This is a genomic window from Colwellia sp. (assembly GCF_013214175.1).
Taxonomy (GTDB): domain Bacteria; phylum Pseudomonadota; class Gammaproteobacteria; order Enterobacterales; family Alteromonadaceae; genus Colwellia.
Window position 1 is genome coordinate 411,196 of record NZ_JABSPA010000003.1, and the last position, 26,611, is coordinate 437,806.

The 26,611-nt window shown below is 37.7% G+C and carries 20 protein-coding genes and 1 pseudogene; 7 read left to right on the forward strand and 14 right to left on the reverse strand.

Annotated features, from left to right (window positions below; all coding sequences use genetic code 11):
• Window positions 1-3 precede the first annotated feature (3 nt).
• Window positions 4-1,200, reverse strand: coding sequence for an acyltransferase family protein (locus HRT55_RS10210; RefSeq protein WP_291620952.1), 1,197 nt, complete (start codon window positions 1,198-1,200; stop codon window positions 4-6).
• A gap of 113 nt (window positions 1,201-1,313) precedes the next feature.
• Between HRT55_RS10210 and HRT55_RS10215 the strand changes: the two genes are divergently transcribed.
• Entirely contained in the window at window positions 1,314-2,180 is an 867-nt protein-coding gene (locus HRT55_RS10215) for a LytTR family DNA-binding domain-containing protein (RefSeq protein ID WP_291620955.1), read from the forward strand.
• A 121-nt stretch (window positions 2,181-2,301) separates the two neighbouring features.
• On the opposite strand, the gene HRT55_RS10220 is transcribed toward HRT55_RS10215, so the two are convergent.
• The 6 genes from HRT55_RS10220 to HRT55_RS10245 form a co-directional block, all read right to left on the reverse strand.
• Entirely contained in the window at window positions 2,302-3,390 is a 1,089-nt protein-coding gene (locus HRT55_RS10220) for an oxidoreductase (RefSeq protein WP_291620956.1), read from the reverse strand.
• A gap of 15 nt (window positions 3,391-3,405) precedes the next feature.
• Window positions 3,406-4,332 carry a hypothetical protein gene (locus tag HRT55_RS10225; protein ID WP_291620958.1) on the reverse strand — a complete coding sequence of 309 codons (927 nt, stop codon included), beginning with the start codon at window positions 4,330-4,332 and terminating at the stop codon, window positions 3,406-3,408.
• Between the two features lie 300 nt (window positions 4,333-4,632).
• Window positions 4,633-5,694, reverse strand: a complete 1,062-nt coding sequence (locus HRT55_RS10230; RefSeq protein WP_291620961.1) for a M48 family metallopeptidase — start codon at window positions 5,692-5,694, stop codon at window positions 4,633-4,635.
• Window positions 5,695-5,956: 262 nt separating this feature from the next.
• On the reverse strand, window positions 5,957-6,988 hold the full coding sequence (locus HRT55_RS10235; RefSeq protein ID WP_291620963.1) for a YjgN family protein: 1,032 nt from the start codon (window positions 6,986-6,988) through the stop codon (window positions 5,957-5,959).
• A 355-nt stretch (window positions 6,989-7,343) separates the two neighbouring features.
• Window positions 7,344-8,882, reverse strand: coding sequence for a dipeptidase (locus HRT55_RS10240; protein ID WP_291621320.1), 1,539 nt, complete (start codon window positions 8,880-8,882; stop codon window positions 7,344-7,346).
• Window positions 8,883-8,961: 79 nt separating this feature from the next.
• Window positions 8,962-9,135, reverse strand: coding sequence for a hypothetical protein (locus HRT55_RS10245; protein ID WP_291620965.1), 174 nt, complete (start codon window positions 9,133-9,135; stop codon window positions 8,962-8,964).
• Between the two features lie 178 nt (window positions 9,136-9,313).
• On the opposite strand from HRT55_RS10245, the gene HRT55_RS10250 reads away from it, so the two are divergent.
• Window positions 9,314-10,258 carry a LysR substrate-binding domain-containing protein gene (locus HRT55_RS10250; RefSeq protein WP_291620966.1) on the forward strand — a complete coding sequence of 315 codons (945 nt, stop codon included), beginning with the start codon at window positions 9,314-9,316 and terminating at the stop codon, window positions 10,256-10,258.
• Window positions 10,259-10,402: 144 nt separating this feature from the next.
• On the opposite strand, the gene HRT55_RS10255 is transcribed toward HRT55_RS10250, so the two are convergent.
• Window positions 10,403-12,004 carry an AbgT family transporter gene (locus HRT55_RS10255; protein ID WP_291620968.1) on the reverse strand — a complete coding sequence of 534 codons (1,602 nt, stop codon included), beginning with the start codon at window positions 12,002-12,004 and terminating at the stop codon, window positions 10,403-10,405.
• Between the two features lie 462 nt (window positions 12,005-12,466).
• Here HRT55_RS10255 and HRT55_RS10260 point away from each other — a divergent pair, with 462 nt between their 5' ends.
• The gene (locus tag HRT55_RS10260) at window positions 12,467-14,071 is read left to right on the forward strand and encodes an ABC-F family ATPase (RefSeq protein ID WP_291621322.1); all 1,605 of its coding nucleotides are present in this window, start codon (window positions 12,467-12,469) and stop codon (window positions 14,069-14,071) included.
• Between the two features lie 394 nt (window positions 14,072-14,465).
• Window positions 14,466-14,633 (forward strand): annotated as a pseudogene (csrA, locus tag HRT55_RS10265) (carbon storage regulator CsrA); the annotation flags it as partial.
• Between the two features lie 466 nt (window positions 14,634-15,099).
• On the opposite strand, the gene HRT55_RS10270 reads toward csrA, so the two are convergent.
• Window positions 15,100-15,852, reverse strand: a complete 753-nt coding sequence (locus tag HRT55_RS10270) for an ABC transporter substrate-binding protein (RefSeq protein WP_291620970.1) — start codon at window positions 15,850-15,852, stop codon at window positions 15,100-15,102.
• Between the two features lie 142 nt (window positions 15,853-15,994).
• On the opposite strand from HRT55_RS10270, the gene HRT55_RS10275 reads away from it, so the two are divergent.
• On the forward strand, window positions 15,995-18,292 hold the full coding sequence (locus HRT55_RS10275; protein ID WP_291620972.1) for a response regulator: 2,298 nt from the start codon (window positions 15,995-15,997) through the stop codon (window positions 18,290-18,292).
• A gap of 107 nt (window positions 18,293-18,399) precedes the next feature.
• Here HRT55_RS10275 and HRT55_RS10280 read toward each other — a convergent pair whose 3' ends face one another.
• From HRT55_RS10280 to HRT55_RS10295, 4 genes are all read right to left on the reverse strand, one after another.
• Window positions 18,400-19,152, reverse strand: coding sequence for an ABC transporter substrate-binding protein (locus HRT55_RS10280; protein WP_291620974.1), 753 nt, complete (start codon window positions 19,150-19,152; stop codon window positions 18,400-18,402).
• A gap of 199 nt (window positions 19,153-19,351) precedes the next feature.
• Window positions 19,352-19,948, reverse strand: a complete 597-nt coding sequence (locus HRT55_RS10285) for a TetR/AcrR family transcriptional regulator (RefSeq protein WP_291620976.1) — start codon at window positions 19,946-19,948, stop codon at window positions 19,352-19,354.
• Complete coding sequence (locus HRT55_RS10290) at window positions 19,948-20,811, reverse strand: alpha/beta fold hydrolase (protein WP_291620978.1); 864 nt, start codon at window positions 20,809-20,811, stop codon at window positions 19,948-19,950. Before HRT55_RS10290 ends, HRT55_RS10285 begins: the two co-directional genes overlap by 1 nt.
• Before the next feature lie 470 nt (window positions 20,812-21,281).
• A complete protein-coding gene (locus HRT55_RS10295; protein ID WP_291620980.1) occupies window positions 21,282-22,658 on the reverse strand; it encodes an MATE family efflux transporter in 1,377 nt (458 codons plus the stop codon).
• Window positions 22,659-23,007: 349 nt separating this feature from the next.
• Between HRT55_RS10295 and HRT55_RS10300 the strand changes: the two genes are divergently transcribed.
• Entirely contained in the window at window positions 23,008-24,921 is a 1,914-nt protein-coding gene (locus tag HRT55_RS10300) for an alpha/beta fold hydrolase (RefSeq protein WP_291620981.1), read from the forward strand.
• A gap of 120 nt (window positions 24,922-25,041) precedes the next feature.
• Here the strand turns inward: HRT55_RS10300 and HRT55_RS10305 are convergent, their stop codons facing one another.
• Entirely contained in the window at window positions 25,042-26,085 is a 1,044-nt protein-coding gene (locus HRT55_RS10305; RefSeq protein WP_291620983.1) for a choice-of-anchor H family protein, read from the reverse strand.
• Between the two features lie 208 nt (window positions 26,086-26,293).
• Here HRT55_RS10305 and HRT55_RS10310 point away from each other — a divergent pair, with 208 nt between their 5' ends.
• The gene (locus HRT55_RS10310; RefSeq protein ID WP_291620985.1) at window positions 26,294-26,575 is read left to right on the forward strand and encodes a PepSY domain-containing protein; all 282 of its coding nucleotides are present in this window, start codon (window positions 26,294-26,296) and stop codon (window positions 26,573-26,575) included.
• The last annotated feature ends 36 nt before the right edge of the window (window positions 26,576-26,611 follow it).

Genomic DNA, 26,611 nt, shown 5'->3' on the forward strand with positions numbered 1-26,611 from the left:
CGGTTAACTTTGTAATCGCAATTGCATGGAATATTTCCTTTTAACTGTTTTCATACCGCAGAGCAGGCGTAGAATATTTACCCGTCGAATCACTTCATAACCAATCAAACACCCCATAATTGTCATTGAAAGCAACAATATTGCTTCTAATAGTGGATTTAACAGCAAGGGTTTTAACCACCAGGCGAAAACAATGATTAAGGTCTGGTGCAAAATGTACCAGGGTAAAATGGCGTTAGTTGCATAACTTAGCTTTGGACTTGGGCGGTTAAGGTAGAAACCGGCGAAGCCGACCACACAAAATAGCCATGCCCAATGGTTTATTGATAAAATTATGCCATAGAATAGTTTAACTAGTAGGTTAGTCTCGAACTGACTAGCTAGAGCCGTAAAGCTATCATGTCGGTCTGTAATGATAAAACCGTAAGCTAAAATCGCTACTACCAGTAAAGTTAGTCGCTTCTCAATGACAAATCTCCACCAATGTTTCTGTAAGACAAAGAAATAACCTAGGGTGAAAACTAACAAGTATTTTCCGTGATTATACCAATCGTTAATTAATGCATTGGTGGGTGGGTAGTCTTGTCGAAGCATTAACCAAACAAAAGTTAAGGCTAAAACAGCCATCGATAAAGCTAATGTTGCTGGTATCTTCTTAAGTAATTTACTATTAGCCAAGCTGTTAAGTGGTGCTTTTAATAGGATAAAGATAAGGCTATATACCCATAAATAAGGTAAAAACCATAAGTGATTCCAAGTGAGTAAACCTATTATGGTGTGGTGATCGCGCAGTAACTCGGTATTGGGATTAATATAGCTAGACCAAAAGTTTAAATAGCCTGGCTTTATTAAGCTTTGACTCAGTGCTTCGTAGTAAATTTGGGGCACAACAATAACAAACATACCAAATAATAACGGGATTAATAACCGTGTCGTTCGTGATTTAGCCAAGTGCCAAGAGGAATATCGAGGTGGTACTAACGCCAAGGCAATGCCGCCAATAAAAAATAGCAGCGACATACGCCACGGATTAGTTAATATCATAATATCTTGTAATATGGTTGATGTTTCTTCGCTTTTTATATGCCAGCCCCAGTCGGTTACATAGTACATGCCAACGTGGTATAAAATTAAAACACCAAATGCCAACGTTCTCAACCAGTCAATATCATAGTGTCGTTCATTATTATTGTAAGTCATGTCTTTATCCATTAAGATTTTACCAAACAGTTTGACAAATACCTTCTTGTTGAAAAACACCTAAGTGCTTATGATGACTGGCTTTAGGGATAAACGGTGGAATAGTGGGATAAATGAATAGCGCTCAATTTAAACAAATCGAAAAAAATAAAACCCTCTACGGCTATCTTGCTGTCAGTGTCTATTTTTTTATCAATAGTATTATTAACGCTTCTACTGTTTGGATGGAACACAGTCGCCATGGTGAGTCGAGTATTTCGTTATGGGAACCCTTTACTTGGGAGTTCAGTAGTGCATTAGCTACCTTGTGCATATTTCCGGCAATAGTTTGGCTTTTTAAACGTTATCCTCCACGCCTTATAGAGATAAAAAAGCAACTGCTGATTCATTTAATTGGCTCAATACTCTTCTCCTTAGCGCACGTTTTTATCATGGTTGCCATTCGTGAGGGCGTGTATTTTATCAATAGTGGCAACTATGATTTCGGCTCGATATCTAGAGAGCTTTGGTATGAATATCGAAAAGATGCCAGGGCTTATCTGTTATTTTTCTTTATCTTTCATATGGTGCAGTACATCTATAGTCGTCTTAAAGGTGAAGCAAGTCCTATTGCTGAAGATGAAGAGCAAGCTGATAAAAATGAAGAAAATAAAATCCCCAAACATTTTTTGGTGAAAAAATTGGATAAAGAATTCTTAGTTAAAGTTTCAGATATTGAGTGGCTTGAGTCCTGTGGTAACTATGTGAATTTGCACAGTAAGGGGCGAATATACCCATTGAGGTCGACCTTGGCTAACATAGTAACTCGAATAGAAAGCTTGGGGTTTAGCCGTATTCATCGAAGTCATGCTATTAATCATAATGAGATTGAAAGTATCAGCTACCTGCCAAGCGGTGATGGTGAGATTTCTTTTAAATCAGGCACTAAGTTAAAGTTATCACGTAGTTATAAAGAGGCGTTTAAAAAGGTATTCAGTTAGCATTAACTGAAGCGACCTTTAGCAGTGTCGCTCTAGATAGTCGCAAAGAGGTTAAGATAGGAATCACCTGCTAAATATGTGTTAGCAGGCACTTAAATAAAATAATATTCAATTTTAAGAATCATTGACGAAATGAATAGATGGCAACTTTTCCTTTAGCTCCAGCGGCTAAAAATAAGCCTTGGTTACTTGCTAAAGTATAAAAGCCTTGGTCATTTTTTTCTGCCGAAGTATTAGCTAATATGCGCCAATTTTTCCCCCCATCAAAGGAAATATCATTACTGCTTTTTCCGGTAGCAATGCATATTAATTCTTCACATTGCATCGCCGTTCTTAAGCCGTGTTGGCCGGTATCAACAGTACGCCATTGTTCTTGGTCAAAAGTGGCCATGTTGGCGTACTTGCTCGATCTCTGTTTATAATCACCGCCGATAATAAAAACCTGCTGTAAATGATTAGTCGCTAAGCTATATCCGCCCGCGGTTGACGTTTCGTTATATAAGGGCACACTGTGTCGTTGCCATGTTTCACCAAAGTCATTACTGGTATAAATAGAGGCAGATTCACCACCGGTGGCAAACCATGCCTTACCTTGCTCACCAACAATGATGCTATTACCACTTGCGGCAAATGCTGATTCATTAACAAGTATTTTTGGAATGTTTTGTGCTTGAATACGTCGCCAGGTTTTACCGCCGTCAGTGGTTTTTTTAATAACGTAATAACCATCAACAGGGTCGCCCATAAGCAAGCCGTTATTTTTATCCCAAAAAGCGATGGAATCAAAAAAACCTAGTTCATCTTGGTTTTCATATAAAAGCGACCAACTATCGCCACCATTAATCGTTTTATAAAGTACTGAGTCTTTGCCACTGCCAATGCCCATTACAATAGCCGTATTAGCATCAAATAATTCAATATCTCGAAAGTCAGTGGCGAGCTCAATGGCTAATGATTTATCCTGCCATGTTTTACCGCCGTTCTGACTGACAAACACCGCATTATTACTGCCGGTGACCCAAAGAGAGTTACCAATGACTGCACTACCTCGTAATGAAGGCGTAGTGGGTAAAGTGGTATATTGCCACTGTGGTAATTTGTTTATGTTTTCAGCAAAACTTACAGGTGCGGTGAGTATTATTGTGCAGGTAAATGCGAATACCAAGCACCTTAGTGGTAGTAACAATAACTTATTTATTTTGTTGAACATAGTTAAGTCCATTTTTTATATCTTGGTGATTTTTGGTTGTTTTGTTACGCGCTCTTTGGTGACTTGGTCGAGTTTAATCATATAGGAGTTTCGACCTATGCCATTAAATTCTTCATCGGCAAAAATGATGGTGTTTTCGTCAAAAAAAGTCACTGCTTCTTTTTGGGTAACTATACCTAAATCAATTTTATAGGCATCACCAGAGAAAAAGTCATCGCCTTGCCAATTTTCAAATAACCATAAGCGCTCTGAGTCTAATAACACTAACTTAGTTCTATTTGGGCTTAATGCGGCGGAGGTTATCCAACAGAGTTTTTCATAGGTGGTACAGGTATTAAAGTTACTAACAAAGTCGGCTTGATAATTATCGGCATGATCGCCAATTTTATATAGGTTAGTATCACCATCAAAAGGCTCAGTACGATTTTTCGAAAACAGATATAAATGTTTTTTGTAAAAAACAAAGGCTTCTAAATCAAAGTTTTTCTCTGAGGCTTTTGGTGGGTAATTTAACTGCTTAGGGAAAGTGAATTTAATTATTTCAGCTTGAGTTTCGGTACCTTTTATATCGATGGGGTTTTCAATTTTATAAATGGTTAACCATTTACGAATATTGTCATTATTACCAAAATCACCAATGAAAAAGTGGCCAAAATCATCTTGGGTCATATCCTCCCAGTCCAGGTTTCTTGCATTGGTTATGGTGATTGTCTTAACTACTTTACCATCGCTTTGTATTTGATGGACCTGTGCTGAATTACCGCCATCATTAATGGCCCAAAAATTACCGGCCTTATCAACTTCAATGCCAGAGATCTCTTTAAGTTTACTATCTAAAGTGACTAATTTACTGCTGTAAAGCTGATGAGTTGCCATTAGGGTAAGGGCTAACACGAGTAAAACACTGATAAGAGCTATTGCGTAAACCGATTTTTTAATCATTAATTGTCCAAGTAGGGTAAACACTATTGCCAAGGTTATTGAATACCAGCAATACATTGGCATCAATTTTTAGTTAAATTCACCCTATCTATTTACTTTGCCGATTTAGATTTGCGATTTAATTTCCCGATAAAATAGCACAGATAGTCTAATTTACGTGCAATTATTTTATGTTTGCTATTGGATAGGCTGTAGATATAGCTATAACGGACCTGGTATTTATTAACTACCAGGTCCGTTGAACTGTATTTATGTACTCGAAGTAATACCCGGTGTTACAGGCAAAGTTATTTTGAACACTCAATCATTTTTTTTGTTGAACTGCTCTATTAACTTTATTCTTTTTTCTGTTTTAGGATGTGTTGAGAAAAAGTCATTTATCGCACTTTCTCTGCTGCCTGCACTTTGTTTAAGGTAATACTGTTCTAAATTTCTCATGGCATCAATAAAGCTTTGTAAAGGTATATTATGATTGCTTAACTGGGTTAGCGCATAGCTATCTGCTTCTATTTCAAATTCGCGAGAGTAAGCCAAATCTAGCAGTAAAGTAGGAAGTCCTGTTAGTAGGTCAAACGTTTCCACGTCACCCGTGATAAATACCACCATGATAGTCAACATAGCATCTTGAATCATGCGCTGAGTCATATGTTTGTGTGATAAGTGACCTAACTCATGAAACAGTACTGCAAGTAGTTCATCATCAGATTGGGTTAAATTGACAAAGTCATCAGTAAAAACAATAACACCATTAGGGAGGGCTAAAGCATTCGCTTTCATGCCGGCTCTAAATACTAACTTAGGTTGTAAGCTTTTATAGCTTAATAAGTAAGGTGCCACTAAAGCTGTTATTTCTTGTTGCCTTTGAGCAGATAACTCAGAGGCATCAAAAACAGTTCTATCTAAAATATCTAAACTTGAGATGAGTTGCTGTGAGGTAAATTGTGGCGCATGGTGAGCCATGACTTTTGCTGTGCTGGGTATGCCATAGATAATCAAACCATATAAAAAAATGATGGTGGCAATTGTTGATAGGCAGATTAGTTTTAAATTATTCTCTAATCGGTATAACCAAGTATTTTGCTTAGATGAGTATTTTTTTTGCCAGCTGATTATTTTGTCTATTTCATCGTGGTTATCACAGACAAAAAGCTGCGCATCATCAAATGAAATTTCTCTTGGCGTATTACCTAAACGAGTTTCCACTTTATAATGTTGCTGTTCAAATGATAATATCTCTCGCTGTGTGGCTAAGTGAATACGAGTGATTTTATGGTCGCTGTTAACCTCTAAACGCGCGATGTGGCGTTTAGAGGTTTTACCATCTAGGTAGATTCCGTCTATAAACATTAATACCAAATCCATTAAGTTAGTTCCCACTCAGAGCTTGCCAGCGTTTTGAGAACAAATAGAATTTTTTTGCATATAGTCACCCTATATGAAAGAAATTCTTTGCGGTTATCGAATCGTTGGAAAGCTCCCAAAGGGCGAGTTTAAAAGGCTTACATGCTACGTTATTGATTTTGATAAGGGAGTAACCATTATCTACAATGAATGCCTTGCCTCTAAGCCTTTTAACTCTCGCTGAGTGTGAAGAAACTTATTGGAATTGGTATAAGTATTGTCTTTAGGCAAAATCAAATACTTGGCCAAACTCTTCGCCTAAGGCGCTGATATTTTCTTTTTCAGCGGCAATAAAGTTATCTAAGTCGCCATTTGCGTGCATTGTTAAGCAAGAACAAATGTACTTTGTCATACGAACTTTTGCTGCTGGCAGGTATAAACCAAGCGTAATAATGGTTAAAAACAAGTTGATTAGAATCACTTTTGTTTGGCCTGTTATGGTTAATTTGGCTTCAAATTTGTGTTCCACTAAGTTTAAACTTGCATAAAATAGATTGGTAAATGATACCAGTGCATAAACAATTAAAGCGAAATACATGATGCCGAACAGCACTGGAGATATTATGGCAAAAACAGGTACAAAATAAGTAATTAATGCAATTGGTACACCGACAACTACGGCAATGCCTAATGCGGTTAAAAATATCATGCCGTAATCTTTATATGTAGCGTTAAAGTCAAAGTTACTGGTGCCGTAAGCGCTATTGCGAACAAAATATTCGTTGGCTTTTAGTATGGCAAGTGGGTACAAAATACCTAAGGTAAGAATACCCAATATTGGCCAAATATAGATGACCATAAAGGCTTGTCCATATGAGCCTTTAAAGCGAAATTGAATGTTTTTGTATGAGGACATTCTATTGTTAAAGGCGACAGATTGATTAATGAAATATGGAATAGCAATAAGAAGGGCGATAGCAAGAATGCCGGAAATTATTGGCAAGAATATTGATGCGACGTAGTAGGCAATAAACGCAGCTAAAGCAATAAGTCGGCCTTTTAATATAGTAAGTGGGTCAGCTAGATAACGAAAATTATCATTGTCTAAGTATAAGTTTGAATAAAAATAGCGATTATTTCTTACCGTAGCCCATGCAGAATAAATGCCTAAGGTAACAATGGTTAATAGAATATTTACAATCCAAATTTTAAAGTACTCAATACCGTCACCACGAAATTCAAAACCAATTTTTCTGTGAGACTGCGTGGGGGTGTTGGTATTACTTACAGGAGGGGTATCTGCGCTATGCGTCATTATATTATCCTTAATTAATGATTATTATTATGTCAACAGACATCCATGATGTGGAATGTTACTGTCTGTTTTTTCTGCTGTTTATTAACAGTGATGAATGATAAACAAGTTTCAACTTTGATACAAGCAAGATGTTAATGGGGAAAATTAATAGAGGTAAATGGTTAGAGGGGAGACTTCTTGTTAGTCGAGTTATTCAATGAAGTAGTGAAACTATTTAGCGTTATAATTATTTGAAAAATACTTACCAGCAAACTTAATTTTCGCTTAGCATTGAACATAAGCTTAAAATTAAATTCGCTGGTAATAAAAGTATGAGCTACTTGACTCTATTACTATTGGTGGAAATATGTAGTTACTTCGCTAACTCAATCAGCACAGCAGTATACATTTTTAGGTTTAAGACAAATTGCTCCATGGTAATAAACTCATGCTCTGAATGGCCGGTGTACTCTGTTCCTGGCATTGAAGGACCAAAGCTGACCGCATTAGGGAAAAGTCTTGAATTAGTACCGCCACCAATAGAGACAGGTTTAGCATCAGCTATGCCAGTGTAAAATGAAAACACCTCAAGTAGCGTGTCAATTTGCGGCGCATGGTTTTGTACAAATGGCTCGTTAATTTCACTGCTTACGTCGAGCAGAGTTACTTGATTTTTTTGTTGCCACTGCAGTAACGCTACCTTGATTTCATGCTCTAGTTGCTTGGTCGTTTTACCGTTAGGTCTGCGGATGTTGATATTTAACGCCAACCCTTTTACTGTTTCTTTAAGTACCGTAGCTTGTACCGTCATTGGTCCCATAAAATCATCGCTAAAGGCGATATTACCAAATTTATTACCGTACAAACCTGTGCCTAGTTGGTCATTAATAAAATTAACCAAGGCGCCACTGGTATTGTTTGGCCAGTGATTTACGGCTAATAAATTAGCTAGGTGAGTAATGGCATTTACGCCATCTTTAGGTTTAGAAGAATGGGCTGATTTACCTAAGGCAGTTATGCTTAATTGTTTACCTTGCCATTGGTAGCTATAGCTCATGCCTGTGTGGGAATTAGCGACTTGCTTTATTTGCTCTAAAAGTTTTAGATTTGCATTCTCTATTGTTACATGAGCATCTTCAGGAATTTGGCTACCAAAGAAACCACCGGTAAATTCACTGATATAGGTCTTATCTGATAAAGCCTTTGATGAAAATTTCGAGTTAGGGTTTTCTGTAGGAAATGTCAGGCTTATGGTGCCATAGCCTTTTTCGGCGGTTACTACTGGGTATTCAGCATCAAGGGTGATGTTAACTTGTGGTAGTGAGTGCTGCTTGATATGTTGGCGTAAAGGTTCCCAATCAGACTCTTCAGCCATGTAAACATATAATTCGATACGTTTATTAAGCTTGATTTTCAAATCTTTGATGGACTTCATCGCATAAAGGGCATTACTAATTGGGCCCTTATCATCTTCTGTGCCTCTACCGATAAGTTTCCCTGGCTCCGATTTTTGATCAAGTAGCAACGGTGATTGTGCCCATTTACTGGCGTTAAAGGGTTGGATATCACCATGAGTGATCATACCGACACGTTGCTCGCTATCACCTAAACCAATAACCACCACATAGCCATAATCGGTATAGTCTAAACCTAGTTGATTAGCTTGTTTGGCAAGCTCGGCTTTAAATTTTTGGTGAACGGGGTTTTCAGTTGAAGCTAAACCCTCGATAGCTACGGTATTAAATGTCATTAATTGACGTAAACTTTCGGTCATTTCATCTTGGTAAGTTGCTTCAGCATATTGTGCCGCCTTATTAGCGATATCACTGACACTAGCAAGCACTTGCAAGGGCAGTAATAAAGCACAAGAGAACAGTAGAGAGGTTAAGGGTTTTGATTTTTGCACGAGCATACTCCTGTCGTTTGGCTTAGTTATTTTTTTAAAATTTTTCATTGTTAGCAGAAAACCTTACTGGAAATAGATATTATGATTATTTTTGGTAAATGGCTTTTGATAACCCTAGCTTATTTGAAATATTAGCAAGTAGTTGATTGAAAGTACTAACAGAGTTAGATATATTTTCGTAATGGTTTTCTGTTGTTACTGTTATTTTTACTACTTCGGTCGATTTTTTATTGGATTTTACGGTTGTTGGTACGTTCATTTTACTATCTCCTTATATTGCTTAAAGGTATTGTGCCTATAATAAGTTAGCTGAACCAACAATAAAAAGTTAACCAGACAATAAGCTGAGCTTATGGGTGTGCTTGGGGTTTATTGCTAATGTTACTCATTAAGCTATTACGGTCATTACTATATTTATTACTAACAGGGGAGTTAAGATGGATAAAAGGTTAAAACAGCTAAATAACTTACGAAGTTTTGAAAGTGCCGCTCGTCATCAAAGTTATAGTAAAGCAGCAAAGGAGTTATTCGTTACCCAAGCTGCTGTCAGCCAGCAAATGAGACAGTTAGAAGCCGCTATGGGCAGTCGGTTATTTGTCCGCAATGGCAGAAAGATGCTGTTAACGGAAAGTGGTGAAAAGCTTTATACAGCCACTCATAAGGCATTTGATACCTTGTTAAAAGGCTTTAATAGCATTCAAACAGAAGAGGTTGCTGGCACCTTAACCATCACATCTACGCAAGCCTTTACCTCTTTATGGCTTATGCCTAGGCTGTATAAATTTTCTATTAAACATCCTGAAATCAAAATAAAAGTTGTTGCCTCAAACAGTATCGAAGATCTCCGTCAAGGCCATATAGACCTAGCAATCCGTTTTTTAACCACAAGTGAAGTTGATACTAGTGATGATATGGTTTATGAATTTATCGCAGAAGATCATGTCTATCCGGCTTGTTCACCCCAATTAGTAACTGAGTATGGCTTCAAAGAGCCAAAAGATATTTTAAACTGTTGGTTGGTAAGTTTGGAGAATCAGGGGAGTATAAACTGGCCCACTTGGTTTAAAAAAGCGGGCGTTGAAAATTATCAATGCCATAAAAAATGGACCGAAGTTAGTACTGGAGATATGGCGTTAAGTGCAGTATTGAGCGGACATGGTTTTACTTTGGCGTCACAAGCGCTATTTTCTCAATACGTTAATACCGGTCAGTTGGTTATTCCGTTTAATATCAAACACCCAATATCATTCAAACGCTATTTTGTTTTTGATCCTAACTCGGCTAAAAAATCCCGTCTTGGAGTCTTTATCGCTTGGCTAAAAGAAGAAACTCAACTTGATGAGAAAAGTACCTTAGACGCTATAGGTCATGCGAGTTTATAGTTGATATATGTATAAAGGTTATAACTCCCAGCTATTAAATAAGGCGCTATGAAAGCGCCTTATTTAATACATCAGTTACAGTAATTATTACAGTAACTATTTCTATAATCATTTTTGTAAAAATGACTTTAATTATTTATACGACTATCTAGCCGGGAAATATGTTGCCGCGCCAGGGCCAACTGGCATACCTAAGACAAATACCCAGACAAAAAACAATATAGTCCAACCAAGTAGGAATACCATGGAATATGGCAGCATAGTCGCAATAAGTGTGCCTATACCTAAGTCCTTTTTGTACTTCACTGCTACTGCGAGAATTAAGCCAAAGTAACTCATCATCGGGGTAATAAGGTTAGTGACTGAATCTCCGATACGATAAGCCGTTTGGATAACTTCTGGCGAATATCCCATCAACATTATCATAGGCACAAAAATAGGTGCTGTTACTGCCCATTGCGCAGAAGCACTGCCTAGCATTAAATTAATAAAGCCACACATTAAAATAAATAGGATAAATAATTCCGGGCCAGTTAAACCTAAAGATTGCAATAGAGTGGCACCTTTTACCGCCATTACCGTGCCTAAGTTAGTCCACTTAAAGAAGGCGACAAACTGAGCGGCAAAGAAAACTAAAACAATATACATACCCATGGTATTCATACTGGCAGACATGGCGTTGATGACATCACGATCTGTTTTCATGGTACCGGCAACACGTCCATAGACATAGCCAGGAATAGCAAAAGTAATAAAGATGAAAGCCACTATGCCTTTAAGAAAAGGCGAGCCTTTTATTTCACCGGTTACAGGATGTAATAAAATCCCGCCAAATGCTGGAATGACTGTTAATGCTAATACGCAACAAACTAGCGCAAAAGTAATACCAGCAGCCTTAAGTGCTTTTATTTCTAGTGGTGTAATTTTTTCTATTTTTTGTGCGGCAAGATCAATAGACGCTTCGTTGGCATCATATTTCCCCAACCTAGGCTCGACAATTTTTTCAGTGACTATGGCACCTAATATGGCAATTAAAAAGGTGCTGACAAACATAAAGTAATAGTTAGCTTCAGGACCAACAACATAAGTAGGATCAATCATTTGTGCTGCTGGCGTGGTAATACCTGCGAGTAAGGGATCGATAGTGCCCAATAATAAATTGGCACTGTAGCCACCAGAAACACCGGCAAAAGCCGCGGCAAGACCTGCCAGAGGATGACGACCTAAAGAATGAAATATCATAGCGGCGAGTGGGATTAACACCACATATCCTAACTCTGATGCAGTATTAGATATTATACCAGCAAATACTACTGTCACTGTTACCATACGCGGCGAAGCATCCATTACCAAGGCGCGCATCGCCGTTGATAATAAACCGGAACGCTCTGCAACTGCTACGCCTAATAGCGCGACTAATACTGTGCCCAGCGGGGCAAAGCCAGTAAAGTTAGTAACTAAACCGCCAACAATGCGTTGTAAGCCTTCAGCGTTAACTAAAGACACCACCTCAATTATGCCATCAACCTCTCTACCTGGCGCACCAATAGGGCGAGGGTCGGCGACACTCAATTCAAAAAAGCCAGCAATGCCGCTAATAGCAATAACCGCTAAACAAAAGCCGGCAAACAAAGTGATAGGGTGAGGTAATAAATTACCTAACCATTCAACTCCGGCCAAAAATCGATTGAACAGGCCAGATTTCTCAGGTTCCTGCGAATATGAAGCAAGGTTTTCAGTTGACATATAACTTCCCAGTGAGTGTGCTTTAATCAAAAAATTATCAGAGTCTAACTTTATAGAGGTAATTAAACTGTGTCTTTTGGTAACCGAAAGGGGCTATGGGCGAGTAAAAGGTATCGATTAAAAAAGCATCGCTTTAGTGTGGGGCTATATTATGTTCGTCGATCTCTTATTTAAAGGCCTACTGTTCTCTCTAAAAAGACATTAAGATTTTTAATTCTTTAGTTCCGAAAAGTGGACTTAGTGAACTAAAAACTGTGTAGTAGCTTTACCCTAACAACTAAACATTATCGGTATACGATAAGCCCATAATAAGATTACGGGACAATCCCCAAATCCCGACATCACAAATGAGTTCGTTATTTGTACAATTAATCTAATTATCAATATCATTAAACCGCCAACTCAGCTATAATGCGCGACTTGAAAAATCCATGAAACATATTTAGTCCGGAGTATAGGCTTATCATCACTACAAGTAATATCACCATGCAATTTGGCGCAGAGCCGTTGTTTGAAAACATCTCGGCTAAATTTGGCAACGGTCACCGTTATGGTTTGATTGGCGCAAATGGCTGTGGCAAGTCTACATTTATGAAGATACTTAGTGGTGAGCTAACACCAAGCTCAGGCAATGTCTCGGTTAGTACTGGTAACAAAGTAAGTACTTTGGGCCAAGATCAATTCGCCTTTGAAGCGTTCAATGTTATTGATACTGTGATCATGGGTGATATGCCGTTATGGAAAGTTAAGCAAGAACGTGACGCTATTTACGCCCAAGAAGAAATGAGCGAAGCCGATGGCATGCGCGCGGGTGAATTAGAAAGTGAATTTGCTGAAATGGACGGTTACACCGCAGAAAGTCGCGCCGGTGAAATCTTATTAGAAGCTGGCATTGAAGAGTCTTTTCATTTCGGTACTATGCAGCAAGTTGCACCAGGTTGGAAGTTACGTGTATTACTAGCACAAGCGCTTTTTGCTAACCCTGATATTTTGTTACTTGATGAGCCTACCAACAACTTGGATATTCATACCATCAGTTGGTTAGAAGCTGAGTTAAACAAACGTAAATGCACCATGATCATCATTTCTCATGATAGACATTTCCTTAATTCAGTTTGTACTCATATGGCTGATATTGATTACGGTGAATTACGCATTTATCCGGGTAACTATGAATTCTTCCTAGAGCAATCGGGTTTATTACGTGAACAGTTATTATCAGGTAATGTTAAAAAAGCGGAAGAAATTGCCGAACTACAAGATTTTGTTAACCGTTTTGGTGCAAATGCCTCGAAGGCAAAACAAGCGAGTTCTCGCGCTAAGAAAATGGATAAAATTAAACTTGATGATGTTAAGTCGTCGAGTCGTATCACGCCTAAAATTGCTTTTGCACCGGGTAAAAAAATGCACCGTCAAGCATTAGAGCTTGAAAACCTAGGTCACGGTTTTGATGGCGAAATGTTATTTGAAAAAGGTGATTTATTACTTAAAGCGGGCGATAAATTAGCGATTATCGGCGAAAACGGCGTGGGTAAAACCACTTTGTTACGCTGTTTAATGAGTGAATTAGAGCAAACTGAAGGTGTGGTTAAGTGGTCTGAAAATGCAGCTGTGGGTTATTGCCCACAAGATAGCGGCTCATTTTTTGATAATGATTTAACATTAATGGATTGGATGTCACAATGGCGTAGACCTTGTCACAACGATTTAAGTGTTCGTGGCATGTTAGGTCGTATGTTATTTACCGACGATGATGCTAACAAAAAAGCGCGTAACTGTTCAGGTGGTGAAAAGAACCGCTTGTTATTTGGTCGCTTAATGATGGCTGATATCAACGTATTGATCATGGATGAGCCGACTAACCACATGGATATCGAAGCGATTGATGCCTTAAACAATGCCCTTAAAGAGTTTGAAGGCACACTAATTTTTGTTAGTCATGACCGTGAGTTTGTTTCAAGCTTAGCAACACGTATTATCGATATTAAAGATAAAACGCTAGTTAACTTCCAAGGTTCATTAGATGAATACCTTGCTAGTCAGTTAGAAGCAAAAAAAGTCGCATAACGCTTTTAAATGCTTGTCAGTTATCAAAATTAATTGATAAAGACAAAAAACCACTCAGATGAGTGGTTTTTTTATGATGGTTACTTATTAATACATTACGTAACACTATGTGTATATAGAAAGTATACATAGGTATATATCATGGACTATGAATTATGCTAATGCTATTTAGTTTTTAGCAATAAAGTGATAGCTGAAAAGAATAAAACTACCTGCTTTTAAGTTATCCGTCCATAAAAGGCAAAGCAGTGTAGAGCAGAAATAGTTATATGGGGTAACGCTATAAATGGCGCCGTGGTAAGTGCTGTAACACCTACCAAGGCTAAGCAGTCAATCGGTAATCGAATGAGGCTTATCAGTATGATAACCTCTTATTAACAAAATAGGAATATGCATGTTAATTCTCACAAGAAGAATAAATGAAACATTAATCATCGGTGATGATGTCAAGATAACTGTACTTAATATACAAGGTAATCAAGTACGTATAGGTATTGATGCACCTAAAAGCGTATCAGTACACAGAGAAGAAATATACAACAAGATTCAAGAAGAAAAGGGTGTTGTTGCTGATGTTACACCTGCTGTTGCTCCTAATGTTGCTCCTAATGTTGCGTGGATAGAGCCAGAGCAAGAAATAACATCAAACAGTAAGCCGGTAACAATAGTGATTAAGAAGTCTCGAAAGGTAGCTTAAGTAGCTGGATATTATTGGTCTTGGCTGCACAGTATCTTAAATTATCAAAAACATCAGCGGAGTAACCCTAATTAATAAGAAAGCAATTGAACTCTTTCTCGCAGATGGAAAGAATAAACGCACCGTAACCATCATTGAATCATTACTTAACGGTGAATCTGTGATTGATATAAGTAAGCGTCATAGCATCACGCGTAAGCCGGTTTATGACATCAGAGATAAGTATATTGGCGAGCTGAAGTAGTGAGTTGTCGAGGTACTTTTGGTCATGGCTTTAAGAGGCATTAACCTGAGTTAATGCCTTTTTTGATAGTACCTTCTGATAAAGCCTTTAATAAGCGCTAATAATTTTTTCCAAGCCCCCCGATTGAAGTAATTTATCTAGCTCACTTTCAAGATGCTGCTGTAGTTCTTTATTGAATTTAGGTGACATGGCTAAATGCAGATCATAATTTTCGATGACTTTAGAAAAGTTATGTAAATTATAATCTTTAGTGGCTAAGTCTTCTTTTTTTAGGTTGTACTTAATCCGAACATCCATTTCGACAAAACCCGCTTTATTTTTTAACCGATTAACTACTTTAAACGCTGATTTATAGTTTTTTACATTGATTGCTTTAATACGTTTTTCAGCGATATGTTCCTCTAAACCGGGGTAATTAAAACCATGTAATAAAATCACAGTTTTGCCAAACAAATCTTCGGCTGAATTAATATCAAAGTTTTGCTGTGTCGACGTTAGCAATGAATGTTGTACATTAAATACCGGTAGTTTTGATAGGTTAACCGACTGTACTCCGGGCCAGTTTGGTGAACCAAAGGTAATCCAGTTTTTAATATCGCCTTTCTCAAGCATGCTGATCATTCGATTAAAAGGTAAGGTGTGTATTTTCACCTCGTACTCAGGACCAGAAAATATTTCTTTAACAATGTCAGTAATAATACCCGTGTGGTGTTTTTTGTTTTGGTGATTTTGAAATGGCTGAGCTTGGTCTTGAATTACCATGTAATTTATTTCAGTGATGGCCTTGCTACTTGTAGATATTAGGATTAATAAAAATAACGCTATTTTGAGTGTATGCATTTCACAGCCCTGTGGTAAATTTTTAAGTCTTTTTAAACTTAGTTAGTGATTGACAAATTTGCAAAAAAACATCTTGTTAACTAGCCTAATATTATTCATATAAGTATTAAATTAGCTTTTAAGTAAAGGATGACAAGCTAACATGAAGTTTAAAAACTCAATCGCTAAGCAGCTACTGATCTGGATCATGCTATCCAGCTCAGTATTGACCCTTATTATCACTTCAATTCATTTACTTGTAGACTATAACAATGACATATCGGCGCTTGATGAACGTTTAATCCAAATAGAAACTAGCTATTTACCTGCAATTTCCAATGCACTCTGGGTAGAAGATGATGATCAAATAAGCGTACAAATAAAAGGCATTAAGAATTTACCGGATATAGTGTTAGTGCAATTAATTCGTGATGGTGACATTGTTATTGAGCAAGGCAAAGATAATACCGATTATTCTCGAATGGGGCGATGGCCGATAAGTTATTTGTATGAGGGAGAGCAAACTGTTTTAGGAGAGTTGCATGTAGTCAGTGATTTGTATCCTGTTTATCGTCGCTTAGCCGACAAAGTATTATTAACCTTAGTCACCCAAGGCACAAAAACCTTTATTATTTCTTTTGTTATTTTATCCATTGTTTATTTAATTATCGGTCGTCATCTAACTTTTTTGGCTAAGTCAATGGCCAAGAGTGCTAACTCAGTTAAAGATCATAAAAATATCAAGTTAAAAGGTCGGGGCGAAAAAATAGATGATGAGCTTAATTACCTCGTTAATTCATACAACGATATGTGTAATATATTAGATAGCTCTTTTCAAAAGCTAGAGATTGAAAAAGAAAAAGCCGAAGAAGCTAACCGCCTTAAAGGTGAGTTTTTAGCAAATATCAGTCATGAGGTTAAAACGCCGATGAATGGGGTCTATGGTATGACCATGCTATTGTTGAGAACCCCGCTTGACAAGAAACAATATGAATTTGCTAAAACAATTCAAAGAAGTGCTAATCATATGCTGGATTTGCTCAACAGTATTTTAGACTTCTCTAAAATAGAAGCAGGTAAACTAGATAAAGATGAGCACAACTTTGATTTAGAAGAATTTTTAAATGACATAATTACTTTATTTAAGCCCTTAGCTCAGGAAAAAAAACTAGACCTTGAACTAGTTATCGATACTAAGATAAATCACTACGTTATTGCGGACTCTACCAAGCTGAAACAGGTTTTAACAAACCTTATTAGTAATGCCATTAAGTTTACGCAAGCCGGGGTGGTAACCCTTAAGATTACTATAGAAAACTCAACCGAGAAGTTTTACCAAGTAGAGTTTTCGGTAAATGATACGGGCATGGGCATTAAGCAGGATAAACTGGATACAATTTTTGAGAAGTTTAGCCAAGCTGATAACTCTACCACGCGAGTTTATGGCGGTACCGGATTAGGGCTAGCGATTTCTAACCGTTTGGTCGATTTCATGGGCGGAAACCTACAGGTGAAAAGTCAAGCTATGCTAGGCAGCTGTTTTCATTTCTCATTGAAATTAATAAAAACCGAATCTACTGCTGAAGTTTCCGAATTTGATATGAGCTGCTTGTGTCATAAACGTGTATTGGTGATTGATGATCAACCCTTTAATACCAGACTGCTGTCAGAGCTATTAACATCATGGCAGATGAAGGTGGCGGTATTACACGACCCTCTGCTAGCACTGACTACCTTAAGAGAGTTCGATAAGAAAAATGAACATGTTGACTTGGTTTTTTTAGATAAGAATATGCCAGGGTTAAGCGGTTATGGGGTATTTAAATTAATTAAACAAGAATCGCTCAATAAAAACTTTAAAGTGATCATGACTTCTGCTTATGCCGATGAAGCCGATTTTAAGCAGTGTCATGAGCTGGGTATAGAAGCCTTGTTAGAAATACCTGTATCCCCTGAAAAAATCTATCAAACGGTTTTAAAAGTGATGCTTAGTAAAGAGCTACAAGAGCAGAGTAATAATTTAATAGCAATAGATGATCTGCTTAAAAAACAACAATTAGCCATATTGGTTGTTGATGATTCACAAATAAACCGTAAGGTGTGTTCAAATATGATGGCAAGCATTGCCACGAGCATATCAACCGCTATTGATGGTAAACAAGCTGTTGAACTTTGGCAACAAGAGCATTTTGATGTGGTTTTGATGGATTGTCATATGCCGGTAATGGATGGTATCTCGGCAACTAAAGAAATACGTCGGTTAGAAAAAGATAGCCAAAAGCATACGATTATTATTGCCATTACTGCAAGTGATGCCGAGTTAGAGCGCAGAAAATGTTTTGCTGCCGGCATGGATGGCTTTATTACGAAACCTTATGACCCCGAAGGTTTATGGCAAGCTATACATGAGTGTTTGCTTGATCAAGCAGAAGGTGAAGATAAAAAAACAGTTACGCATTAATATTAACTTATCTTTAGTGTTAGCCACTAACTTATGCAGCTGGCTAATTTATTTTGAATGCATGCTATAGATAATGCTAATTTTCTAAACACTGCTGAGTGTTTAGATTACTGATGCTTCAGAACTATTGCTTTAACTTTTCCTTGGGTAACTAAACGCTCAAAGCCAGCAGAAATTCTCTGCTTAAATTCCACACTTATGGACTTTTTGCTTAAGGCAAAATAGACAGGGTTTTTATGAAATATCAAAGCTGGAAACCAAACACCCGCAAATATTTCATCATTATTAATACCATGAATAACATTGCGCTTTGCTTCTAAAAAGCCACTTATCCTACCGCGTTTTAGCAACTTTAATTTGATCTCATTACTGGGAACATGAACAAATAATTCTTTGTATTTTTCATTATTAATAATGCGCTGTAATGCTTCGCCATAATAGGCATTGCGCTGTATGGCTATAGGTTTGTCTAGCCCTAGGATGTCATCAATTTTAGTTAAGTTATAATTTAAGCTTTTATAAGTAGCAAAGACGATTTCTTCATTACGAATGGGTCCGATAAAATAATAAAGCTGCTCTCTTTCATGAGTTTTAGATACGTTAATTAAGATATCGATTTCACCAGTAGCAAGCATCAATAAAGCTCTTGCCCAAGGAATTTCTAATATATTAAAATTACATTGCACTTCATTTAATAGTGCTTCAGTTAAGTCTATATCGATACCGAACCAGTCATTACTTGTGCTTTTAGTAGATTCAGGTGAGTAGTGCTGTAAGCGTATATCAAGCTGGCAGCTGTAAGCGCTAAATGTTATTAATGAAAGCAATATTAGTAACAACTTTGCCATGAGATTACTCACTTTGACCGCCTTTTTTGAGTATAGGTAGTTAAGGCGAAATGTTCTAACAAAGTGCATGCTCAAGCTTGTATTGAGATTGTTCTCTAGGGGGATAAGCGTTCAAATTAGGGGGATGTTCTCACTGCGAAGGGGTTGGTGTTTTTGCTTTTATTAGTAGATTATTTGCTGCCTAAGCCTAAGCCTAAGCCTAAGCCTAAGCCTAAACTTGATATTGCTTTAGTAGCCTAGCGACACTATTTTTAAATAAAGTATCAGAAGCCTTCATTGGCGCCGTATGTTGAGTAATTGCATGGCCTAAATATAAGCTATAAAGTTCATAAGCAATGGCCACGCTTTCAATTTCTGTGGTTAATTTGTTTTGTTCCGCACAACGCTGAACTCTATGGGTAAGGTAGCTGATCAATCTGTTTTGTTGTTCAATAGTAAAGGTTCTGACTTTTGATGCGGGTCTATTTTGAAATTCAACTACCGCCTTGATAAAAGGGCAGCTTACTTGGTGCTCTTTAAACATTTCACTGGTCCAGTCGGCCCAGTTTTCTATTAGGGTAACTAAATGTTCTAATGGATCTTCACGCCACGCAGGTTTGATCACTCGCTCTTTAAATAATGCTTCACCATATTGTAAAATGGCGATTTGCATATCTTCTTTATTTTCAAAGTGTGAAATAACACCTGTTCTTGATAAGTCACATAACTTAGAAACCGTACCTATAGTGATATCGGCAAGGCCATACTGGCTGCTATATATTATGCTTTGTTTGAGTATTGCTAAACGGGTACGTTCGCCTTTGTTCATTAAGAAGACAACATTTGAGTAATATTATTAATAACGTTAGTATCGCTTAAAATTCTTCTATGACCAAGACCTTCTGTTTCAATTAAGGTGTTTTTTTCTTGTTGCAAGAAAAGACTAACATCGGCAAAAGGCGCATACCTATCTTGACGATCATGAATAAAAGTAATGTCTAATGTTAATTTATCTCTGTTACTTTCTGTGGTTAATTGCTGCCATGTTTTTCCATGTTTATAACTGATAGTTTCGAGAACTCGCGACAATAGCTTTCTTGAAATACCCGCTTGCTCTACTTTCTCAAACATTAATTCAAAGAAATTTATCGGTGAAGAAATTAAGATGATTTTTTTATTCTCCAGTAAATAACTTGGCAGGTTTAATGTTGCAATGGCTCCCATAGAATGACCAATAATAGCGTCAACTGCGACACGCTCTTCATTAAAGTGCTCTACAAGTAACTCAAGGCTTTCGATAAAACTAAGTAAGTGTGATTTGCTGCCAGATGATCTGCCATGACCAATATGATCAATGGCGGCAACAATATAACCTTGCAGCGTTAGTGAAACGATCATTTCTTGAAAGCTTTTACTGGTATCGCCCCAGCCATGGCTGACGATAATTACCCGGCTACCTGAGCCAAAGAGGTTAATGTGCGCAATACCCATTGATGTTTGCAAGTTGAGCTCTTTGTCTGGCTTGATTTGTTCAAAGTTATATTTACGTCGACTATAAGGCTTCATCAATATATTTTCGCCGACAAAGGAGCTAAAACTAGGGGCAAGTGTGCTTATTGTTGCGGTGATGCCTCGTGCTATGGAAGTTAAAGCAAATTTTGAACCGGTATTGTTAAAGTAACTAAACTTCATATCAAGTATCCATATTAGAGCTAAAAACAAAATAGTACGACTGTGTTTTTATAATAGTTCGACTGTACTATTTTGTAAAGGACTTTATTAATAACGTATTTTACTTTTATGAAAGAAAGGGGAATAAAGCTCGTTAATGGAGGTGGTTTCCATGAAATGACTTCCATTGAAAGTACCACAAAAGAAAGTGCCAGCATCAAAACCATAAGCAGTGACGGCTTTGTTATGCTGAAAATCTATTTAGCAGGAGCTAGTTATTAAGGGAGGGTAATAAAAGCTGACTCGCAGGAGGTAGTGGCAGTGTTCTTAGCTTGCAGTAATAAAGGTTCCCGGGCTTCAGTTTTTTTAGTAACCATAATGTATGAATTATGGTTACTTTGACCATTTACAGAGCAACTTAGCGGCTCTAGCGAGCCGGTAGCTTTACTTTCTTCAAGGCTATGGTAACTATCCTTTAATAAGTTAGTGGCTTATAAACTTTCATTTGCTAAATTATCGCGTGATAATTCGTCTTTCGGTAGACGCTTTTTGAACTCTCGCTTTAAAAAGTAAAAACTAACCGATGCTTGAATACATACCGTCGTTACAGAGACATACCAAAGTTGTTCAATTTGAAAATCATCTTGCTGTGATAACCACAGGGCAGGGATAATAAAAGAGATTAAACGAGTAGCTGTGCTAAACAATGCGGGCATAGTATTACCTAAGGATTGAAACATGCCAGAGCAGGTAAATACTATTCCAGATGGAACAAAATTCCAGCAGATAATTTGCAAAAAAACCACACTAACTAACAGTACTTTTGGTTCATCAGAAAAGCCTTGCACCAGCAATTCTGCTTGGCTTAAACACACTAAAGTGAGTATTGCCATCAGTGAGCAAGTCATGATGGCCGACCAGGTAAAGGTTTCTCTCACTCGCTGATAATTTTGGGCGCCAAAGTTTTGCCCTGCAATGGCAGGCGCGGCAAAAGCAATAGCCATGGCCGGTAAAAATAGCGATTGCATTATCCGTGAGCCTAGGCCAAATCCTGCTTGTGCATCGGCGCCGAAAGGTTGAATTAACCAATAAATGCTGCCCATGTAAACAAACATTAAAAAGAATTCGCCACCTGCGGGTAACCCAATAGCCAGTAACTTTTTTATGCGTGGTACATCAATAGACCAAAGGGCGAAATCAACGCTGACGTACTTTTCTGTTGTTTTAAAGTAATAACATAAAAGAATAACCGCAAAGATAACCGATATCGAGCTAGCAAAACCAGCACCGGCAATACCCATGGCATAGCCAGAGCCCCAGCCAGCAATCAATATCGGCGACAGGATTATATTAACTAAAATAGAAAGCGTTTGAATTACCATCGTTGGCTTAACAATACCGGTACCACGTAATGCTGAGCTAATAGAGACCATAACAAACTGCAATGCCATACATGGAATAAACCAATGCAGATAAGCTAAACCCATGCTTACAGTATCTAGGTCTTGTGATATTAAGTTAAGGTACGCCTCTGCCCCTAAATAGCCAATAATACAAACCACTACGCCAGTGACGGTAGATAACATCATGGATTGATTGAACGTTAAGTTAGCATCTTCTTTATTTTTTGCGCCTACGGCATGAGCTATAAGTGCCGCGGTGCTGACATTGAGTATTTGGGTGAGCGCGAAGATTAAAAACATGGCATTACCCGCCAAACTCAATCCCGCTAAGGCCGCCGCGCCTAACTTACCAACGAAATATAAATCAACGATGAAATATAGCGTCTGAATAAACATACCTATCATCATGGGCAACGCCATGTTAATTAGATGTTTAGGGATTGAGCCTTGAGTAAGATCTTTCATGTTCGGTAAAATCCATATTTTCTTGAATTAGGTGAATGATTAGCTGGAGGAAGACTGTTTAAAACTTGTAATTTTTTCTAATGAGATAACATAGCGCATCTCGATATTTAAATAAATGCTACCTGTAGCTTTATACCAAGAATACTAAATTACCTACTTGCTAATAGCTAAATTTTCGCTTAGCGATGCTTATTTAAAAACTGTAATTACTGGGAAGCGATTACAGTATTTAAATAAGGCAATAATATGTTCGTTGAACAGTGCTCAATTCAAACTATAACTTTACATAGGTTAACTTTTCTGTACGATTAGCCGTTGATTTTTATTGTATTATTGTTAAGGAAAACAAATGAAGTTACCGTTATGGATTTTAGCTGTTTTAGCGCTACTGATAAATTTTTCGGTTAGCGCGGCTAAATTAACTTACGCAGACTATGCCAAGCTTCCTGAAAAAAGCATGGTAGTCATATCACCGTCGGCAACTAAGTTAGCTTATCGCCTGACACAAAAGGGTCATGATATGTTAGTGGTGATCGACCTTGTTAAAGGTGACATCCTCAGAGCAGTAATCATTGATGAAATTGACCCTGATAATGTTTACTTTATTGATGATAATCGCTTGATTTTAGTCGCTTCAAAAAATTCTCGTTTATTTGGTTATCGAGGACGTCATGATATTAGCGTCGCTTTTTCATTTAACCTTGATACGGGCAATATTCACCAATTGATGACTGCGGGTTATGGTATTTATGAAGGACAAACTTCCTTAGGTGGTGTTGTTGGTGTCTCGGCCGATGGTCAGTATGCTTATATGCCTGCTTGGCAAACTGAGTCTCGCTATAATTTGCTTAAAGTAGATCTGACTAAAAAGAAAAAACCTCGCAGGCATAAAAGAGGAACTTCCGATACCATTGATTATTTTGTTAATGACAGTGGCGAACTTCTTGCGCGTGAACGCTTTAATAATGATAAAAACCTGCATAGCCTTGAAGCCTGGCTTGATGATAGCTGGGTAAAAATATTTAAAGAAGAAACGGACATTCGCCATGTTTCTTTTGTTGGTGTCACTCCAGACAGGAAAAGCTTAGTGATGATAAGGCAAGATGACTCACATGGTCGCTGGGCTTATCATACTATTTTTCTGAAAGACGGTACCATTTCAAAACCGCTATTTAGCCACAAAGACCGTGATGTGGAAACCGTATTAACCGATATTAATCGCGTGGTTTATGGTGTTCGCTATTCTGGCTTTAAGCCCACTTATGAATTTTTTGATGACAAACTAAATAAGCGTATGCGCGGTATGGCAGCAGCGTTACCTGGTAATGCTTTGACCATAAATGATTATACTCCCGATTGGTCGACAATTATCTTTCATATGACAGGAAAGGGTAGTTCTGGTCAATTCATTCGTTACCAAAATGGTGAATTGGATCTACTGACTAATGCTCGTCCTAAAATTACAGCTGAGTATGTTAATGATGTACAAGCGACATCTTTTCAAGCACGTGATGGCTTAACTATTCCTACCTTATTAACCTTACCTAAAGGTAAGGCTGTAGAAAACCTTCCTGCCATTATGCTACCCCATGGCGGCCCGGAATCTTACGATAAAATACAGTTTGATTGGTTGGCGCAATACTTTGCTAATCAAGGTTACCTGGTTATTCAGCCACAGTTTAGGGGGTCATCAGGTTTTGGCTCAAATCACTTACAGAAAGGGCGAGGAGAGTGGGGCCGTAAAATGCAAGATGATTTAACGGATACTATTAAGGCACTAGCAAAACAAGGCAAGATAGACGCAGAGCGTGTTTGTATCGTTGGCGCAAGCTACGGAGGTTATGCTGCGTTAGCGGGAGCTGCTTTTACGCCGGAACTTTATAAGTGCGTGGTCTCTATTAATGGTGTTGCAGATATCCCAAGCATGCTTAGCGCTGATCGACGCAAACATGGTAGTAATCATTGGGTGGTTTCTTATTGGGATAAGGTTATCTCTAATGGTAATTTAGAAGAAGATCACCTCGAAAAAATATCACCGATAAATGCTATTAACAATATTACCGCGCCAGTGCTATTAATACATGGCGAGCACGATATAGTGGTGCCATTTTATCAATCGGAAGATATGTTTGATGAAATGAAAGATGCTGGTAAGCAGGTGACTTTTATTGAATTAGAGGATGGTAATCATTACTTAACGGATGCTAATAATCGCGCTATAGCACTAGAGGAAATTGATAAGTTTGTTAAGAAGCATATATAAGATACAGGCTATCTACCATGGAAGCCTTACTTGAAATTGACGTTTTTTAGCCGCTTTATGCCGGAAGTTGAGATTTTTCCGGCTTTTATATAACTCTTTAGATAAATTAAAAATTTCAGGTCAATATCTAGGTCTAGTATTTTGACTGTTCGCCCTGCTAATACCGAAGTTCCTGTTCAATTTCCCAAGCAATCGTCTTAGCATTAATGTCAGAAGTACTAATAAGCTAACCATGCCACCACTACCACCATAAATATGTGTTTCTTCATAATACTCAATATACTCGATATCAAAATCACTACTCTCTAAGGGTAAGGCATATAAGCTATTACTGTCATCACTGCTGTAAGAAGCGACAATGTTTGGGTAGCCAACTTCATAAAGATCGATCAACACATCGTAATGATTAGGGTTAAAGCCCTGAGCTAAGGTGCTATAAACTTCAAAGCTATCATCAGAGCTTTCACCATGAATAACAAAACTGTCGGTAGTGTAATAATGCTGCCAAGGACCGCCGTTTTCACTTAAATATAACTCCGCATAAACCGCCGCTTCATCATAAGGGTTATACGTGATTAAATCGGCATCAAAGGTAACGCTAAAGGTTTGATAATAACCGTCGCTATCATAATCTTCTATCAACTGCGAGTAGCCTTCATAAATAACAAAACTGCCGTCACTGAAACTTTTGCTGGTGTTAACTATTGGTATTTCAGCCATTTTCTTAAATAAACGGGCTGAATTTTTTTTGCGAGCTTGTTGGTGTTTTTGATTAATAATTTCATTACGTGTGCTGACCAAGGCTTTATTTTGTGCTTGGTCGCTACCGCTCAGTAGTATTCTTTGTTTTATAGCTTGCTTCATCTGCTCTGTTGATGCCTTGTTAGTGATGTTTGCTGATTGCCCGATAGAGTAGCTTTGCATTGCAGTTTTTGTTTCGGAGATATTTATATCGTCAGCTTGTTCAGCAAAACTTGGTAGTGTCATTAACATCAAAGTTAACATTAAGCTTAACTGTAGGCTGGTTGATACGATAGGTGATAACTCAGCTGTTGCTGCTGATAAGTATCTTGAAGTTTTTTTTAATGTCTCTCTTGATATAACTTTTGCTGTAGTTCTTGTTGCAACTCTGCAAGATAACTGTTTGATAAAATTGTTCATCATTAAATCCTTCTGTGTAGATTTAACCCTATTAAAGCGCAAGTAAAATGAACTCAAGCTGAACAGCTTTAAACATTCATAACAGCTACTATCAAGGTGTTCATGCTTTGTTCAGTTAGTAATTTGTATCATTAAGGGAAACTTGGTTTATTTGCGAGCAGCATTCTTTTACACTGAGTGTTATATAGGTTTATCTGCATTAGGATTTGAGATGAAATTAAGAGTTTTTTTATTAACGTTGTTTATGAGTGTGCTGACACTGAGTGCCAGCGATGCCTGGTCGGCAGAGAAGCAGGCTAACAAACAAGGGAATAAAAAGGTCACTAGCTCAAAGCAGGCGGCGAAATTAGTACAAAATAAGTATGGCGGTAAGGTGTTAAAAGTTAATAAACAAAAAAACAATGCTGGCTATAGAGTCAAAATTGTTAAACCTAATGGCCAAGTGGTCTCAAAAAAGGTCAACGCTAAAACCGGTAAGATAGAAAAAAATTAGCTCGAAATAAGTAACCAGAAAAGAGCAAATGATTAA

Coding starts and splice junctions, on each gene's coding strand:
- HRT55_RS10210 (WP_291620952.1), bottom strand. CDS start 1,200: ATGACTTACAATAATAATGAACGACACTATGATATTGACTGGTTGAGA.
- HRT55_RS10215 (WP_291620955.1), top strand. CDS start 1,314: ATGAATAGCGCTCAATTTAAACAAATCGAAAAAAATAAAACCCTCTAC.
- HRT55_RS10220 (WP_291620956.1), bottom strand. CDS start 3,390: ATGTTCAACAAAATAAATAAGTTATTGTTACTACCACTAAGGTGCTTG.
- HRT55_RS10225 (WP_291620958.1), bottom strand. CDS start 4,332: ATGATTAAAAAATCGGTTTACGCAATAGCTCTTATCAGTGTTTTACTC.
- HRT55_RS10230 (WP_291620961.1), bottom strand. CDS start 5,694: ATGGATTTGGTATTAATGTTTATAGACGGAATCTACCTAGATGGTAAA.
- HRT55_RS10235 (WP_291620963.1), bottom strand. CDS start 6,988: ATGACGCATAGCGCAGATACCCCTCCTGTAAGTAATACCAACACCCCC.
- HRT55_RS10240 (WP_291621320.1), bottom strand. CDS start 8,882: ATGCTCGTGCAAAAATCAAAACCCTTAACCTCTCTACTGTTCTCTTGT.
- HRT55_RS10245 (WP_291620965.1), bottom strand. CDS start 9,135: ATGAACGTACCAACAACCGTAAAATCCAATAAAAAATCGACCGAAGTA.
- HRT55_RS10250 (WP_291620966.1), top strand. CDS start 9,314: ATGGATAAAAGGTTAAAACAGCTAAATAACTTACGAAGTTTTGAAAGT.
- HRT55_RS10255 (WP_291620968.1), bottom strand. CDS start 12,004: ATGTCAACTGAAAACCTTGCTTCATATTCGCAGGAACCTGAGAAATCT.
- HRT55_RS10270 (WP_291620970.1), bottom strand. CDS start 15,852: ATGCATACACTCAAAATAGCGTTATTTTTATTAATCCTAATATCTACA.
- HRT55_RS10275 (WP_291620972.1), top strand. CDS start 15,995: ATGAAGTTTAAAAACTCAATCGCTAAGCAGCTACTGATCTGGATCATG.
- HRT55_RS10285 (WP_291620976.1), bottom strand. CDS start 19,948: ATGAACAAAGGCGAACGTACCCGTTTAGCAATACTCAAACAAAGCATA.
- HRT55_RS10290 (WP_291620978.1), bottom strand. CDS start 20,811: ATGAAGTTTAGTTACTTTAACAATACCGGTTCAAAATTTGCTTTAACT.
- HRT55_RS10295 (WP_291620980.1), bottom strand. CDS start 22,658: ATGAAAGATCTTACTCAAGGCTCAATCCCTAAACATCTAATTAACATG.
- HRT55_RS10300 (WP_291620981.1), top strand. CDS start 23,008: ATGAAGTTACCGTTATGGATTTTAGCTGTTTTAGCGCTACTGATAAAT.
- HRT55_RS10305 (WP_291620983.1), bottom strand. CDS start 26,085: ATGATGAACAATTTTATCAAACAGTTATCTTGCAGAGTTGCAACAAGA.
- HRT55_RS10310 (WP_291620985.1), top strand. CDS start 26,294: ATGAAATTAAGAGTTTTTTTATTAACGTTGTTTATGAGTGTGCTGACA.